The 14,960-nt window shown below is 75.4% G+C and carries 12 protein-coding genes; 8 read left to right on the top strand and 4 right to left on the bottom strand.

Going from position 1 to position 14,960, the window contains the following annotated elements; genetic code table 11:
* Positions 1-155: 155 nt before the first annotated feature.
* Positions 156-953, top strand: a complete 798-nt coding sequence (locus tag AB0R04_RS04660) for a hypothetical protein (protein ID WP_363368192.1) — start codon at positions 156-158, stop codon at positions 951-953.
* Between the two features lie 37 nt (positions 954-990).
* On the opposite strand, the gene AB0R04_RS04655 is transcribed toward AB0R04_RS04660, so the two are convergent.
* Positions 991-3,834 (bottom strand): SpoIIE family protein phosphatase, encoded by a 2,844-nt coding sequence (locus AB0R04_RS04655; RefSeq protein ID WP_363368190.1) that lies wholly within the window; start codon positions 3,832-3,834, stop codon positions 991-993.
* A gap of 355 nt (positions 3,835-4,189) precedes the next feature.
* Here AB0R04_RS04655 and AB0R04_RS04650 point away from each other — a divergent pair, with 355 nt between their 5' ends.
* From AB0R04_RS04650 to AB0R04_RS04630, 5 genes are all read left to right on the top strand, one after another.
* On the top strand, positions 4,190-4,981 hold the full coding sequence (locus tag AB0R04_RS04650; RefSeq protein WP_363368188.1) for a hypothetical protein: 792 nt from the start codon (positions 4,190-4,192) through the stop codon (positions 4,979-4,981).
* A 237-nt stretch (positions 4,982-5,218) separates the two neighbouring features.
* Complete coding sequence (locus AB0R04_RS04645; RefSeq protein WP_167745891.1) at positions 5,219-5,545, top strand: rhodanese-like domain-containing protein; 327 nt, start codon at positions 5,219-5,221, stop codon at positions 5,543-5,545.
* Positions 5,546-5,692: 147 nt separating this feature from the next.
* Positions 5,693-6,352, top strand: a complete 660-nt coding sequence (locus AB0R04_RS04640; RefSeq protein ID WP_363368186.1) for a DUF5819 family protein — start codon at positions 5,693-5,695, stop codon at positions 6,350-6,352.
* 206 nt (positions 6,353-6,558) lie between these two features.
* Positions 6,559-7,674 (top strand): HTTM domain-containing protein, encoded by a 1,116-nt coding sequence (locus AB0R04_RS04635; RefSeq protein ID WP_363368377.1) that lies wholly within the window; start codon positions 6,559-6,561, stop codon positions 7,672-7,674.
* 10 nt (positions 7,675-7,684) lie between these two features.
* A complete protein-coding gene (locus AB0R04_RS04630; protein ID WP_363368184.1) occupies positions 7,685-9,805 on the top strand; it encodes an FUSC family protein in 2,121 nt (706 codons plus the stop codon).
* 83 nt (positions 9,806-9,888) lie between these two features.
* Here the strand turns inward: AB0R04_RS04630 and AB0R04_RS04625 are convergent, their stop codons facing one another.
* Positions 9,889-10,557 carry a hypothetical protein gene (locus tag AB0R04_RS04625; RefSeq protein WP_363368182.1) on the bottom strand — a complete coding sequence of 223 codons (669 nt, stop codon included), beginning with the start codon at positions 10,555-10,557 and terminating at the stop codon, positions 9,889-9,891.
* Between the two features lie 99 nt (positions 10,558-10,656).
* Here AB0R04_RS04625 and AB0R04_RS04620 point away from each other — a divergent pair, with 99 nt between their 5' ends.
* Positions 10,657-11,394, top strand: coding sequence for a helix-turn-helix domain-containing protein (locus AB0R04_RS04620; RefSeq protein WP_363368180.1), 738 nt, complete (start codon positions 10,657-10,659; stop codon positions 11,392-11,394).
* A 14-nt stretch (positions 11,395-11,408) separates the two neighbouring features.
* Positions 11,409-12,164 (top strand): RNA methyltransferase, encoded by a 756-nt coding sequence (locus AB0R04_RS04615; protein WP_363368375.1) that lies wholly within the window; start codon positions 11,409-11,411, stop codon positions 12,162-12,164.
* Between the two features lie 42 nt (positions 12,165-12,206).
* Here AB0R04_RS04615 and AB0R04_RS04610 read toward each other — a convergent pair whose 3' ends face one another.
* Together AB0R04_RS04610 and AB0R04_RS04605 are read right to left on the bottom strand one after the other, a co-directional pair.
* The gene (locus AB0R04_RS04610) at positions 12,207-13,547 is read right to left on the bottom strand and encodes a peptidoglycan-binding protein (RefSeq protein ID WP_363368178.1); all 1,341 of its coding nucleotides are present in this window, start codon (positions 13,545-13,547) and stop codon (positions 12,207-12,209) included.
* A gap of 299 nt (positions 13,548-13,846) precedes the next feature.
* Positions 13,847-14,860 (bottom strand): hypothetical protein, encoded by a 1,014-nt coding sequence (locus AB0R04_RS04605; protein ID WP_079135727.1) that lies wholly within the window; start codon positions 14,858-14,860, stop codon positions 13,847-13,849.
* Between the last annotated feature and the right edge of the window lie 100 nt (positions 14,861-14,960).

Below are 14,960 nucleotides of genomic sequence, written 5' to 3'. Positions count from 1 at the left end.
GAGGGGACCGGGCGGTCGGATAGGGGGTGACGTCAGGGATATCCCTCCCCCCAGAGGATGACCCTGATCCGCATCTATGCCGATGTGGATTTGTTAAGAGGCTTCTAATGTTGGAGTAGCTCAGAAAGTTCGGGGATTCGGGAGTAACGGTTGTGATGGACAGGACCCACGCGGGGGGCGTGCGGGAGGGGTCGCTGGCGCTGGCCAGATCGGCTGCTGCCGCCGAGTGGGGGACGTTGTACGCGACGGTGCGGGACGCGGTGGTGCGCAAGAAGTTCGCCGCCGTTCCGATGGCCACGGCGGCGACGTTTCTGATCCTCCTGTTCAGCATCACCCAGCACCTGCCGGGCGGTGAGCACTTCGTCAACCGCATCGGGGTGGTGAAGGCGGCGCTGCCGCTGGACGTCTCGCTGCTGCGGACCCCGCTCTCGCTGTACGTGCCGGCGCTGGACCTGCCGGTCTGGGGCGCGCTGGCCCAGGTGTTCGTGGTCTTCGGCGTCGCCGAGATCGTGCTCGGCCGGCGGATGACCCTGGTGGTGGCCTACACCTGCACCCTGGCGGGCACGCTGTTCGCCCGGATCGGCGTGGCCCTCGGTCCGGATCACGTGTTCGGCTTCCCGAAGTGGGTCGCCTACGTGCGGGACACCGGGCCGTCGGCCGCGGTGGTGGCGCTGGCGATCTGCATCGCGTTCCGCTGCCGGGCCTGGTTCACCGCCGGCCTGGTGGTGGTCATGATGGTCGGCGAGGCGGTCGTGCTGCCGAACCTGGCCGGTCTGGAGCACGTGGTCGCGGTGATCACCGCGCTGCTGCTCGCCGTCTCGGTCGAGGTGTTCGGGGACTTCTGGCCGCGGGTGCTGGCCGGGGTCGGGGCCGCCACCTCGGTGGCCGCGACCGCGTCGCGGGAGGTCGCGGTGGAGGCCCGGCGGCGCCCGGCGGGCGCGCTCGTCCCCTGACCCACCCGCCGTCTGACGGCCGTCGGGCAGCCGGCCGTCAGGCGTGCGGCAGGGGGAGTTCGAACCAGACCACCTTGCCGACCGCCTTGCGGGCGGTGCCCCAGCGCTCGGCGAGCTTGGTCACCAGGGTGAGGCCGCGGCCGGTCTCGCCCAACTGCTCGGCCGGCTCCAGCGACGGCAGGTTGTGGTTGTCGTCGCTGACCTCGACCAGCAGCTTGTCCACCCGGATCAGCTGGAGCCGGACGCGGTCCCGGGCCACCCGGACGGCGTTCGTGACCAGCTCGCTGACCAGCAGCTCGGTGATGTCGCTGAGCGCCTCCAGGTGCCAGCCGGCCAGCTGCTCGCGGACCAGCGAGCGGGCCCGGCGCACCTCGCGGTGGTCCACCCTGAGGTCCCAGGTGGCCACCTCGGACGGGGCGACCCCGTCGAAGCGGGCCACCAGCAGGGCGACGTCGTCCTTCCGGTCGTCCGAGTGCAGCCGCTTGAGCACCACGTCGCAGGCCTGCTCGGGGCTCTGCCGCGGGTCGATCAGATTGCCGCAGAGCGCGGCCAGGCCCGCTCCTATGTCGCCGCCCCGGACTTCGACCAGACCGTCGGTGCACAGCACCAGCATCGAGCCGTCCGAGACGTCGATGGTCTTGGCGACGAACGGCACCCCGCCGACCCCGATCGGAGCGCCGGCCGGGATCTCCAGCAGCTCACCGGAGCCGTCCGGGTGCACCAGCACCGGCGGGACGTGGCCGGCGCTGGCCAGCTCGCAGGTCCGGTTGATCGGGTCGTAGACCGCGTACAGGCAGGTGGCGAGGTGGTCGTCGCCGAGCTTGTGGGCCAGGTTGTCCAGGTGCCGCAGCAGCTGGCCGGGCGGCAGGTCGAGCGCGGCGAGGGTCTGCATGGCCGTCCGGAAGCGGCCCATCGCGGCCGCCGAGTGCAGGCCGTGGCCCATCACGTCGCCGACCACCAGGGCGACCCGGCTGCCGGGCAGCTGGATCGCGTCGAACCAGTCGCCGCCGACCTCGGCCTTCGGGTCGCCCGGCAGGTAGCGGTGGGCGATCTGGACGCCGGGGATCTGCGGCGGGCGGGTCGGGATCATCGAGCGCTGGAGGGTGGTGGCCACCCTGGCCTCGGCGCGGTGCAGCCGGGCGTTGTCCAGGGAGAGCGCGGCGCGGACGGCCAGCTCCTTGAGGGTGGCGGCGTCGCTCTCGTCGAAGGGTGCGCGGTCCGGCAGCCGGAGCAGCTTGAGGATGCCCAGCACGGTGCCCCGGGCGGACAGCGGCACCACCAGCATCGAGCGGCCGGAGACCACCTGGGCCAGCCGGGCCCCGCCGAGCGCGATCGCGTAGTCGACCGCGACGTCCGCGCTGATCACCGGGACCAGGACCGGCTGGTTCAGCTGCAGGGCCATCCCCGGCGGGGTGCGGCGCGGCATGCTGACCAGCGAGCCCTCGGACAGCACGTGGTCCCAGGCGCCGCCGGTCTCGTTGTAGACCAGGGCGACCCGGCGGAGCATGGTGTCGTCGTCCGGGCGGGCGGCCGGCAGCTCGGAGTCGGAGATCAGCCCGTCCACCAGGTCCACGCAGGCGAAGTCGGCGACCCGGGGGACCAGCACCTGGCAGAGCTCGTGCGCGGTGAAGCCGAGGTCCAGGGTGGTGCCGACCTTGCCGCCGACCTCGTTCAGCAGTGCCAGCTGCTCGCCGGCCTGCCCGTTGGTCAGGAACGGGCTCAGCCGCCCGGACGGGGCGCCCTCGGCGCCGGTGGGGGTCTGGTCGCTGCGGCGGGGCGGACGGCCGTTGGCGGGCGGTTCGGCGGCGGCCGGCTCGATGGCGGCTCCTCCTCCGGTCGGGGACGGGGCGGTCGGGGGCGGGACCGCCGGGGCCGGGGTGGTCGTCGTCGGGGTGGTCGGGGCTGGGGTGGTCGGTGGGACGCCTGCCGGGGCGCCGACGGCGCCGGACGGCTGGGCGGCCGCGGACCGCTCGGCGGTCTCGCGCTGGGCCGGCAGCGGGCCGGGCGTCCGCCCCCGGACCGTCCGGGCCGGGGGCGCGGACTGCTCGGGCTGCGGCGGCGGGCCGACCCGGGCGGCGCGCTGCTGGGCGGTCGGGTAGCGCCGGCCGAGTCCGGCGGCGGCGTGCGCGGCGGCGGTCTGCGGGTCGGCGGGCAGGACCGGCAGCACGGTGGCCGGGTCCAGCCGCAGGGCGGGCAGACCGGCCTGGTCCAGCACGTTGAGCAGCAGCGCCCGGCGGGCGGCCGAACCGGCCGGCAGCAGCCCGGCCAGCCGGTCAGCCGACAGCAGACCGGCGCGCAGCCGACCGGGCGGGGTCAGGGCCGCGCCCAGCCGGTGGAAGCCGCCCCGGGCGGGCGGGGCGGCGGCGAACGGCAGCAGCCGCTCGCCGAGTGCGAGCCGGGGGCCGGCGGTGCGCAGCGGTCGGGCGTCGGCGGCGAGGGCGAGCAGGCCGCCGAACGGGTCGGGCAGCGGCCAGGCCCACCAGAGCACGTCGCGCAGGTGCTCCTCGCGGTCGATGACGGCCAGCTGGCCGGCCCAGGGGCGCCCGTCGGCGGTCAGCGCGGCCAGGGTGTCCAGGGCGTCGCAGCGGCGGCGCACGGCGGACCCGGCGGTCTGGCCGGGGGCGGCGAGCGGCTCCACGGCGGGCAGCAGTCCGCTGGCCGGCCGGTCGTGGGCGACCTCGGCGCGGTGCCCGAACAGTTCCTCGGCGGCCCGGCTCCACTGGGCGATCCGTCCGGCCCGGTCGACCAGGACGAGGGCGAGCCGGACCAGGGCGGCCACGCCGGTCGGGTGGTCACCCGGTACGGCCTCGGCGTCCGCCGGACGCGGTGTGGAGTTGGACTCGGCCACCATGGATTCGGTCTGCTCCCGCCTGGCCGCCACGCCTGGAGGCGGCCGTCTCTCCGGAGGAAGGCACGCTGTGCGGAAACCCGGGGCGTGTCCTGTGGATCGTGCCGGGCTTGAGGGCGTGTCTGAACGAGTCCGCCGGGTGCCCGACGCCGCGCGCTGATCCGACGCGAATCATCAGACACGCCCTAGCGAAGCACGGACCGGCCCGGGCGTGATAGCGAAACGGGGAGATTCCTCAGGATCGGTTGCGTGCCGTGCGGCGCGCGCCGGTTCGCACTCCCCGTTCACCCGGACGGGGCTTTCGCGCGCGAGGGTAGGGTGGCAGGCCGGGCCACCCCGCGAGGCGGCTCCGCAGGACGCAGCCGGCCGGACGAGACAGAGGCGAGAAGTGACCGCGCAGAGCCCCGTCCGCTGGACGGACCCGCAGCAGCAGGAGTTGGAGGAGCGGGTCGCCGCCGCCGAACTCGCCTGGCTCAGCATGGACGTCGACGTGCAGACGCTGCGGGTCGAGATCGACAACTTCGCGCTGATCCACCATCAGCTGCTGGGCCCGCTCTACGCCCGGCTGGACGAGCTGGAGGCGCTGGTCGCCGAGGCGGTCGCGGCCAGGACCGGGCACCCCGAGGACCTCCGCCGGGCCGCCGAGGCCCGCCGGCAGGTCGACGAACTGCCCGACCTCGACGCGCTGTTCGACTCCGTCCGGGAGCAGGAGGCGGCCCCGCCGCCGCCCGCCGCGCCGGCCCGGGTGCGCCCCGGGCGGGACGCCCAGCGGATCTACCGCGAGCTGGTCCGCCGGGCCCACCCCGACCTCAGCACCGACCCGGCCGAGCAGCAGCGCCGGGCCGCGTTCCTGGCCCGGGTGAACGAGGCCTACGCGGTCGGCGACGCCGCCGCGCTGGAGGGCCTGTCCGCGGAGTGGTCCACCGCGCCCGAGGCCGCGCCCGGCGCCGACTCCCCCGACCGGCTGGAGTGGCTGCGCCGCCGGCTGGAGTGGCTGACCGGCAAGATCACCGAGACCGCCACCGAGCAGGTCCGGCTGGAACAGACCCCGATGGGTCAGCTGCTCGCGCTGGCCCCGCAGGACCCGGACCGGCTGCTGGAACAGCTCGCCGAGGAACTGCTCGCCAAGGCCGCCGCCCAGCAGGCCGAACTGGAGCGGCTGCTAGGGCGTGTTTCATAATTCTCGCCGGGCGCGCGACGCCGGGCATCCCGCCTGACCGCACCGGCGAAACGTCCAAGTACGGCCCAGTACGAGGACGCTTCGCCGGCACGCCCAGCCGGGCGCCCACCGCCGCGCGCTGATCCGCCGCGAATGATGAAACACGCCCTAGGCGCCCCGGCCGCGGCGGGCGACGGCCACCGGCAGCCGGTGGGCGACAATGGTACCGACCCGACCCAGCCCCAGGAGAGCCACACGATGTTCGCGCAGATCCCCTCCACCACCGCCGCCGCAGTGCCCGCCGACGCAGCCCTGCTGGACGTGCGCGAGCAGGACGAGTGGGACGCCGGCCACGTGGACGGCGCGCTGCACATCCCGCTCGGCGAGGTCATCGCCCGGATCGGCGAACTGCCGGACGGGAAGCTGTACGTGCTCTGCCGGGTCGGCGGCCGCTCCGCGCAGGTCGTCCAGTACCTGGTGCAGCAGGGCCGGGACGCGGTGAACGTGGACGGCGGCATGTACGCCTGGGAGGGCGCGGGCCGTCCGATGGTGAGCAGCACCGACCAGGACGCCTTCGTCCTGTAGGTCTGCAGGTCTGTGGCCTCGTAGCCCCGTGGCCCGGTGGTCCGGTGGCCCCGTCCGGCACCGTCGTGTTCGCCCGGTAGGGCAGGATGGGCGCGCGACCGCGCCGGGACGGGACCCGGGCGGCGCGCCGACCGGGCCGGGGAGGCCATGACGGAGACGACGGACCGCCCGGCCGCCGGACGGGTCTGGTCGACGCCCGCGCAGCTCGTGCTCGGCCTGACCGCGGCGGTGCTGGTGGTCGGCACCGGGCTCTTCCTCGCGGCGGTGTTCCTGCACGTCGCGCCGGCCAACTCGCTGTCCCGGCAGTACCGGGACGAGGTCGACGGCCTGGTGTACCCGGAGTTCGAGCAGAACTGGCGGCTGTTCGCGCCGAATCCGCTGCAGCAGAACGTCAGCCTGGACGCCCGGGTGCGCACGGCCGCCGCCGACGGCACCACCCGCACCCGCGACTGGACCGGGCTGACCGCGCAGGACCTCGCCGCGATCCGGCACAACCCCGCCCCCAGCCACGTCGACCAGAACGTGCTGCGCCGGGCCTGGGACTTCTACGACGGCTCGCACAACCCGCAGGACGAGGCGCTGACCAACACCCGTGGCAGGCTCGCCGAGCAGTACCTCAAGCGGATCGCGCTGCAACGGATCGGACGGGAGGTGGACGGCGAGCGGATCCTGGAGATCGAGTTCCGGGCCACCGCGGTGACCGTCCCGCCGCCGTCCTGGAGCGGCGAGGCCGCGCCACCGGCGCCGAAGGTGCGGGAGCTGCCCTGGTGGCCGGTGGACGACGAGGACTACCGGGAGCTCGGGTGAGCGAGGTGTCGCCCGAACTCTCGCCCGACGTGGCGTCCGAGTTCTCGCCTGAGTTCTCGCCGGAGGTATCGCCGCAGCCCGAGCAGCGGTGGTCGGAGGGCATCCCGCGCCAGGCCGGGCAACCGCCCGCCGCCGGCTCGGCCCCCGGGCCCCGGCCCGACCCGGCGCCGCGCGGGCCCGGCCCAGCCGACCTGGCCGCCCGGGCGATGGCCGCCTTCACCGGGCGCGCGCTGGGCCGCCACCAGGCCGCCGTCGTGCGGATCGGCTTCGGGCTGGTCTGGCTCGCCTACCTGCTGCGCGAGTGGCCCAACCGGCGGGTGCTGTACGGGGACCGGTCGCCCTGGTCGATGGACCTGGCCGAGCGGCTGCTGACCGACAACGGGGCGTTCACCGTGCTGCCGTGGTTCGGCGGGCGGCCCTGGTCCGAGCTGGTCTACCACCTGGCGGTGCTGGCCGCCGTCGCGGTGGTGCTGGGCTGGCGGACCAGGGCGAGTGCGGTGCTGTTCCTGGTCACCGTGCTGTCGCTGCAGAACCGCAACGTCTTCCTCGGCGACGGCGGCGACAACGTCGTCCACCTGATGGCGGTCTACCTGGTCTTCACCCGCTGCGCAGAGGTGTGGTCGCTGGACGCCCGGCGGGCCCGGCCGGGGCGGGCCGGGGTGGTGCTCTGGGTGCTGCTCGGCGCCGTCCTGGCGGCCTGCCAGTTCGGCGGCTTCTCCGGCGAGAGCCTCACCTGGACGGTCCGGACCTTCCCGTACGTCGGCTGGGCGCCGTTGTTCTGGGGGCTCTGGGCGGTGGCCGGGCTCTGGTGGACGCTCGGGCGGCTGCGGCCGGACGGCGAACCGCGCGCGGTGCTCGACGCGCTGGCGAACATGGTGCACAACTGCGCGATGCTGGTGATCGCCGTCGAGGTGGTGCTGATCTACGCGACGGCCGGCTGGTACAAGGTGCAGGGCTCGCGCTGGCAGGACGGCACCGCGCTGTACTACCCGCTGCACCTGGACTACTTCACTCCCTGGCCGTGGCTGTCCGGGCTGGTCGGCTCGGCGCTGCTGCCGGTCTTCCTGATCTCGTACGGCACGGTGGTCGTGCAGGTCGCGTTCCCGTTCACGCTGCTCAACCGGCGGGTCAAGAACGTGCTGCTGGCCGTGCTGCTGGCCGAGCACCTGGGGATCGCGCTGCTGCTCGGGTTGCCGGTGTTCTCGCTCGCGATGATCGCGGCGGACGCGGTGTTCCTGCCGACCGGCGCGCTGCTCTGGGCGGCGGCGCGGCTGCGGCGGATCCGGCGGTCACGAGCGCCGGTCACCGAGGGCGTGCCCTAGGCTGACCCGTATGTCCTGGTTCGCCGCCCTTCGCGACACCGCGCGGACCGGACTCACCCTCGACCGGGCGCTCACCGACCCCAAGCGGGCCCTGCGCGGGGCCGTCGCGGTGGCGTTGGTGCTCTTCCCCACCCTCGCGCTCGGCGGGGTCGCGCTCGCCACCTCGGCCGCGATGGGCGCCTTCATCGCCGGCACGGCCACCTTCCAGCGCAGCTTCCGGCCCCGGGCCAGCCTCGCCGTCGCGGCCGGGGCCGGGCTCGGGGTCAGCACCTTCCTCGGCTACCTGGCGGCCGGGGTCCCCGGGTTGTTCCCGGTGCTGCTCGCGGTGTGGGCCTTCGGCGCCGGGCTCGCCTGGGCGATCGGGCCGACCGCCGGGGTGGTCGCGACCAACACCGTCTCGGTGATGCTGATCGTCGTCCAGCTCCCGGTCAGCGCGACCGCCGCGCTCGGACACGGCCTGGTCGCTGCACTGGGTGGGGTCGTCCAAGCCGTCGTCATCACCCTGTGGCCGATCGGGAGCTGGAGTGCCCAGCGGGACGCCCTCGCCGACACCTACGCGGAACTCGCCGACTACGCGCGCAGGTTGAGGCAGGACCCGACCGCGCACGTCGACCCGGCGCCGTTCATGACGGCCCGGCACGCCGCCGCCCTGACCCCCTGGCAGGACCGCCACCGGCCGGCCGAACTGCGCGGCCTGCGCGGCCTCGCCGAGCGCATCCGGCCCACCCTGGCCGCGCTCGCCGACCCCAAGGTGGGCGCCCCGGAGGAGGGGCCCGAACGCGACCGGGCCCGTGAGGTGCTGGCGGCCGCCGCCGAGGTCATGGACGCCCTGGCCCGGGCCGTCCGCACCGGAGACCCCGTCCGGCTGCCCCGCTCGGCGCCCACGCTCACCCTGGTCCCGCCGGACGAGGGGCCGCGGCTGCAGGGGGCGGCCCGGCGGTCGGCCCGTCGGCTGGGCGGGCTGCTGCGCAAGGCCGCGGACACGCTGGAGCGGGGCGACGCGGACACCATCACCACGCCCGTGATCGGCGCGGGCGGGGCGCTGCACAAGCCGTCGATCCTGCGGATGCTGCCGGTCGCGCTGCGGACGGTGCGCCGGCAGCTGCGGCCGCGCTCGGCGATCTTCCAGCACGCCGTCCGGCTCGCCGGGGTGGTCACCGTCGCCTACCTGCTGGCCCGGCTGGTCGGCTTCCACCACGGCTACTGGGCGCCGATGACCGCCGCGATGGTGATGCGGCCGGACTTCGCCCAGACCTACAGCCGGGGTGTCGCCCGGCTGGCCGGGACGGTCGTCGGGGTCGCCGTCTCGACGCTGGTGGTGCAGCTCACCCACCCCGGGGAGTGGGTGCTGGCCGCGCTGGCCGTGCTGTGCATCGGCGGGTCGTACCTCGCGTTCCAGACCGGGTACGCGCTGACGACGGTCGGGATCTCGACGTACGTGGTGTTCCTGCTCGGGCTCCAGGCCGGGAACCCGCTCACGACGGCCTTCGAACGGGTCGGGCTCACCCTGCTCGGCGGGTCGGTGGCGCTGGTGGCGTACGCGCTCTTCCCGACCTGGCAGACCGCCCGGCTCGGGGAGCGGCTGGCCGAGTGGCTCGCCGCCGCCGGGCGGTACGCGGCCGCGGTGGTCGCCTGCTACGAGGACCCGGCCGCGCCGCGCGGGCGGGCGGTGCGGGCCGCGCTGCTGGACTCCCGGGAGGCCCGCTCGGAACTGCTCCAGGCCATGCAGCGCGCCGACGCCGAACCGGGCCGGCACGCCTCCGGGCTGCCCGGGGTGTCCCGGCGCCAGGTCGACCGGGCCCGGGCGGCCGTCGGGCACCTGGGGCGGGTCGCCGTCCTGCTGGAGGCGCACCTGCCGGCCGCCGACGCCGACCCGGTGCCGGGGACGGCGGAGTACGCGGAGGAGCTGCGGCTGGCCACCGCGCTCGCGGGGGCGGCGCTGCTCACCGGGCAGCCGGTGGAGTTCGGCGCCGTGCGGGAGGCGCAGGCGCGGCTGGAGGAACGGCTGGCGCAGGCGCCGGCGGGGGTGCAGCGGGACGTGGTGCGGGCGGGGACGCGGCTGCTGGGGCAGGCGCTGAAGGACCTGGAGCGGGCGCTGCGGGGGCGGGAGGACGTGCGGGGGCCGCAGTAGGCGCCGTTCGCCCCTCCTGGAAGGGCGAACGGCGGGGGCGAACGGAGGGGGCGAACGTCGGGGAGGCGAACGGCGCCGGGGCGTCAGGCGGCGCGGGCGGCGGCCTCCAGCCAGTTGGCGAACTCGCAGGCGAAGTGCCACTGGTGGCCGGTGCCGAGGAGGGCGGGGGCGGCCTCGGGGAACTGGACGGTGAGGCGGATCTGCAGGCCGTCCGGGGTGTCGGCGAACTCGTGCATCACCCGCAGCACCTCGGTGCCGTCGGCGAGGGTGCCGGTGCCGCCGATGCGGACCGGGAAGGCCTGGTGGCCGGGCCCGGCGATCGGGACGTCGTCGTGGAAGCGCAGGAAGAAGCGGGCCGGGCCGGTGCCGAGGGTCTCGATGATCTCGACCCGTTCGCCGGTGGAGTCGGCCAGATAGTGCTCGGGGTTGGCGGCGAGCAGGGCGTCCCGGTCGGGGGCGTGCAGGCGGCCCTGCCACCAGGTGAGGAAGCGGTCGGCGTCGATGCCGGTGGCGGTGAGCTCGGTGACGGCGGTGCTCCACCGGCCGCCGGAGGCGTGGGCCCAGGCGGCCAGGGCGGTGTCGGCGGCGGTGGTGTCGGGGGTGAGCAGTTCGCGTGTCCGGTCGTCGCCGAGGCGCTGCTTGAGCAGGCGCAGGGCGGTGCGGGCGCGGTCGAGCTCCCAGGCGAGGACGGCCTCGCGCGGGTGGCTGGTGCCGTCGATGTCGGTGTGGACGGTGAGCGCGGTGGTGGTCACGGCGTCACTCCTCGGCTCCTCAACGATGCGGAGAGATTTTCTCCGATTCACTGGACGCTAGCATAGGGGGAGAGAATTTCTCCGGTTAGGGAGTTGCCGATGAGGGCCGACGCGGAACGCAGCCGGCGCAGGATCCTGGACGCCGCCTGCGAGGTGTTCCTGGAACGGGGCCCGGACGCCCCGCTGGACGCCGTGGTCCGGCGGGCCGGGGTCGGCCCGGCCACCCTCTACCGGCGCTTCCCCGACCGGGAGGCCCTGGTCCGCGCCCTGGTCACCGACCTGCTGGCCCGGCTCGCCGAGGCCGCCGCACAGGCCCGCCGCGACGAGACCGATCCGTACCGGGCGCTGCGCCGCTTCGTGCACGCCGCCGCCGACCTGCGGATGGGCGCGGCGATCGTGGTGCTGCTGGAGCGGCTGGTGGTGGACGAGGACCTGGTCGCCGTCCGCCGCGACGCCGTCACCGCCGTCGAGGCACTGCTGCGCGCCGCCCAGGACGCCGGGTGGCTGCGGGCCGACGTGGGGATGGGCGACCTGGTGCTGCTCTGCGTCCGGGTGTCCCGCCCGCTGCCGGGCGCGCTGGCCGCGCTCGACGCGGACGGCTCGCTGGTCCACCGGCACCTCGACCTCGCGCTCGCCGGGCTCGCCGCCGATCCGGACGGCCCGACCGGCCGGCCGCTCGGCTTCGACGAGGTGATCGCCGCCGCCGGCCGCCCCGGCGAGCCCGACCCCGGCGGGATCGTCCCGGTCGGGGTGGCTTCGGATCAGACGGTCCTCGATCAGGTGGCCCTGGATCAGACGGCCCTGGATCAGACGGCCTCGGACGAGGTGGCAGAGTGAACGCCATGAACGCCATGGACGACGAGGTGCTGCGGGCGTGGCGGGCGGCGGAGCGGGAGCCGGGGGCCGTCCTGCTGGACGGGTTCCACCCGCTGAAGCACGCGCTGCGCTTCGGCGGGGACGTCCGGCGGGTGCTGACCGCCGACCGGGCGGCGCTGCTGGCCCTGGCCGGGGAACTGGCGCCGGACGTCGCGCCGGCGCTGGACGCGCTGGCGGTGGAACTGCCCGAGGACCGGCTGCGGACGCTGGCACCCCGGCTGCACCCGACCGGGGTGGTCGCCCTGGCCGCGCGGCCGTCCGTCGGGGCGAACCTGGCGGCCCTGGCCCGGCGCCCGCGCCCGGCCCCGGTGGTGCTGCTGGAGAACCCGCGCAACCTGGGCAACGTCGGGGCGGTGATCCGGTTGGCGGCCGGCTTCGGCGCCACCGGCGTGGTGACCACCGGCGATCTGGACCCCTGGCACCCGACCGTGCTGCGCGGCAGCGCGGGCCTGCACTTCGCCACCGCGGTGGAGCGGCTGGCCCTGCCGGAGCTGCCCGCCGGGCCGCTGTACGTGCTGGACCCGGAGGGCGCGGACATCCGGACGCTGCCGTTCCCGGACGACGCGCTGCTCGCCTTCGGCACCGAGCGGCACGGCGTCTCGGCGGAGCTCAAGGCGCGGGCGGACCACCTGGTCTCGGTGCCGATGCAGCCGGGGGTGTCCAGCTTCAACCTGGCCACCAGCGTGGCGATGGGTCTCTTCCACTGGATGTCGTCGAAGCCGCGGGGGTGAGGCGTGGTGCCCGCGGGGCGGGCACCACGCCGTCGGCGTGCGTCAGGCGAAGAGCCGGCGCCAGGTGTCCGGGCCGGGGTAGCCGTCGGCCTCGGCGCCGCGCCAGCCCTGGGCCTGCTGGAAGGCCTGGACGGCCCGCCGGTCGCTCTCGCTCCAGCGCGGGCCGGGGCCGACGCCGTACGAGCCGCCGAAGCCCTTGCGCACCAGCTGCTCGCCCAGCAGGCGGACCTGGTCGTTGTTCTGACCCGGGCCGAAGTACTGCCGGCCGGGGAAGGCGGGCGCCCCGGTGGCGGGCGGGACCGGCGGCGGCAGCGGGGTGGTGCCGGCGCCGATGGCACGGCCCTTGCCGTTGACCAGGTAGTCCCAGGTGTCCTTGCCGGGGATGCCGTCGGCCTCGGCGCCGCGCCAGCCCTGGGCCTCCTGGAAGGCCTGGGTGGCCCGCCGGTCGGCCTCGCCCCAGCGCGGGTCGGGCCCCTCGGAGTAGAACCGGGCGCCGCCGCGCTGCACCAGCAGCCGGCCGAGCTCGGTGACGTACGCGTTGTTCGCGCCGGGGCCGAACTTGTCCGCGCCCGGGAAGGCGGTGGCCGGGGCGCCGTCGTTGCTGCCGCCGGACAGGCCGGTGTAGCGGTACGGGACGTAGGCGCCGGAGTTGTTCCAGTAGGCGTACGGGGTGTCGCGCTTCTTGGTGCCGGGGGAGGTCTGCTCGTAGGCGAGGTAGCGGGTGAGGGAGGAGTCCGTCCAGCCGCCGAAGATCGTCACGTGCGATCCGGACTGCGGGCTGGCCGGGTTGTTGTAGATCAGCACGTCGCCGGGCTGGAGGTCGGCCTTGCCGATCCGCTCGGCGAAGTTCGGCAGGGTCCAGGTGGTCTGGCTGCTGCCGAGGCCCCAGGCCATCGAGACGAAGCCGGAGCAGTCCTGGCGGTAGCCGTCCGACCAGTAGCTGCCCATGCCGTACGGCACCTGCTGGTCGACCCAGCCCTGGGCGCGCTGGATGATCTGCGCCCGGGTGGGCGGCTGGGTGGCGGCGCGCGGGGCGGCGAAGGCGCGAGCGCCGGGCGCTTGTCCGTAGAGGCCGCTGACCTCGCCCTGCGGGGTCTGCGGGGGCTGGGCGGTGCTGCTGCCGCCCGGGGTGGGGCCGGGGGTGGGGGCGGCGGTGGCGTGTCCGGCGGCGGCCGTCCCGCCGCCCACCGCGGTGCCGACGGCGGCCATCAGCACGGCGGCCCGGCGGCGGATGCTGCGGGCCGCGGCGTGCCCGCCCTCGTGCACGGGTGCGGCGTGCCGCCGGGCGCGGCGGCGGGCGCTGCAGCCCCCGCATATGCAGTCCTCGTCCGGTTCGACCTCGTCGAATTCCAGCAGCGGGGACAGGTGGTCGGTACGGGTCATGCTCCGCCTCTTTCCTGCGGTCTTCCTGGTCGACGCCTGACGGCGTGACAGGACTGGCCTTCCCGGGCCGGCCCCGCGTGTTACCGGGACCAAAGTCCCAAAGCGGGCGGAAGGTGGCACGGCGGATTGCGCCGGACGGGTGACAACCGTTCGGCGGCCCGGGCGTGGCGGGGGCGAGGAGGAGACGGTAGTGCCGGTGCGGGGCCTGGCGGTCGGTCAGGCGTGGCGGGGGTGCGCGGGCCGGTTCGAGGACGGCGGGGGCGGCTGGATGTCAGGGATGACTGGATGCCGGGGGGCGGCTACTGCCACTCCCAGCGGATGCCGATGTGCCCGGGCTGCTGGTCCGGGGCGAGCACGTGGGCACTCGCGGAGGCGCCGATCCAGAGCTGCTCGCGGCGGTGGTCGACGTCCGCGCCCGGCTCGCGGTCGTAGCGCTCGCAGTGCGCCGGGACGGCCGCCGGGTCGAAGTGCACCTGGAGCACGTACTCGCGCACCGGGGTGGCGAAGCGGCGGCTGTACTCCAGCGTCGGGCCGCCCGGCGGGATCTCCACCTCGTACTCGAAGACCGTGCTGTCGCCGAGTGCCAGCGGGCGGTCCAGCATCAGCTCGCCGACGGTCAGGCCGGCCTCCGGACGGCGCCGGACCCGGCCCAGCCGGCCGTGCCGCACCGAGGTGATCTCCGGGCAGCCGGTCGCCTCCTCGTCGGCCTTGTGCACGACCAGGCAGCGGCCCACGCCGCCGACGGTGGCGCGCACCACCTGGCGCATCCGCAGCAGGTTGCCGCGCCGCTCGGCATCCACGTAGTACGAGTCGTGGATGCTCAGCCGCTCCAGTTCGCCCTGCGGCGGGGCGTCCAGCTCGGCGAAGATGTCCGCGATCTGCCGTTCGCCCGGCCAGACGTCCTCCAGGCCGAGGTGGCAGGTGTTCGCGACGGCGGCCCAGCGGCCGCGCGGGCGGGGCGGGCCGAGCAGCGAGGTGAGCGCGCTGTGCGGCAGTCCGAGCAGTTCCTCCAGCAGGTGGACGGCCCTCAGCGAGCTGGCCCGTTCGGGCTGGCTGCGCCCGCGCCGCCAGTAACTCAGCGTCGTGACGCTGACTCTGACGCCACGTTGGGTGAGGGCGGCTCTGATCCTGTCCAGGCTGAGGCCGCTGGCCTCGATGGCCAGGTGCAGGGTGTCCGCGAAGCCGCCCGGGGCGGTGGCCCGCCCGGCGTGCGCGGGTGCCGGAGGCGGTGCGGGTACGGACGGGCCGGGGCGCTCCGGGCGCAGTCCGACCAGCCGGAGTCGCGCGGAGTCCTGAGGCTGCTGTGCGGCCATGCGGTGACCCTCCCCGCCAGGTGAGTTCGGAGGGGCCTGGCCGGCGCCGAGGCTCGCCGCCGACGGCTTCACCGAGCTTTGGGGAACCCTATGCACGGTC

This window comes from Kitasatospora sp. NPDC056731 (genome assembly GCF_040687675.1).
Classification (GTDB): domain Bacteria; phylum Actinomycetota; class Actinomycetes; order Streptomycetales; family Streptomycetaceae; genus Kitasatospora.
This window is presented reverse-complemented; position numbering and strand designations above follow the sequence as displayed.

Bases quoted from the DNA above. Each gene is read 5' to 3' on its own strand.
- AB0R04_RS04615 (WP_363368375.1), top strand. From the start codon at position 11,409: ATGGACGACGAGGTGCTGCGGGCGTGGCGGGCGGCGGAGCGGGAGCCG.
- AB0R04_RS04620 (WP_363368180.1), top strand. From the start codon at position 10,657: ATGAGGGCCGACGCGGAACGCAGCCGGCGCAGGATCCTGGACGCCGCC.
- AB0R04_RS04645 (WP_167745891.1), top strand. From the start codon at position 5,219: ATGTTCGCGCAGATCCCCTCCACCACCGCCGCCGCAGTGCCCGCCGAC.
- AB0R04_RS04640 (WP_363368186.1), top strand. From the start codon at position 5,693: ATGACGGAGACGACGGACCGCCCGGCCGCCGGACGGGTCTGGTCGACG.
- AB0R04_RS04635 (WP_363368377.1), top strand. From the start codon at position 6,559: ATGGCCGCCTTCACCGGGCGCGCGCTGGGCCGCCACCAGGCCGCCGTC.
- AB0R04_RS04630 (WP_363368184.1), top strand. From the start codon at position 7,685: ATGTCCTGGTTCGCCGCCCTTCGCGACACCGCGCGGACCGGACTCACC.
- AB0R04_RS04605 (WP_079135727.1), bottom strand. From the start codon at position 14,860: ATGGCCGCACAGCAGCCTCAGGACTCCGCGCGACTCCGGCTGGTCGGA.
- AB0R04_RS04610 (WP_363368178.1), bottom strand. From the start codon at position 13,547: ATGACCCGTACCGACCACCTGTCCCCGCTGCTGGAATTCGACGAGGTC.
- AB0R04_RS04660 (WP_363368192.1), top strand. From the start codon at position 156: ATGGACAGGACCCACGCGGGGGGCGTGCGGGAGGGGTCGCTGGCGCTG.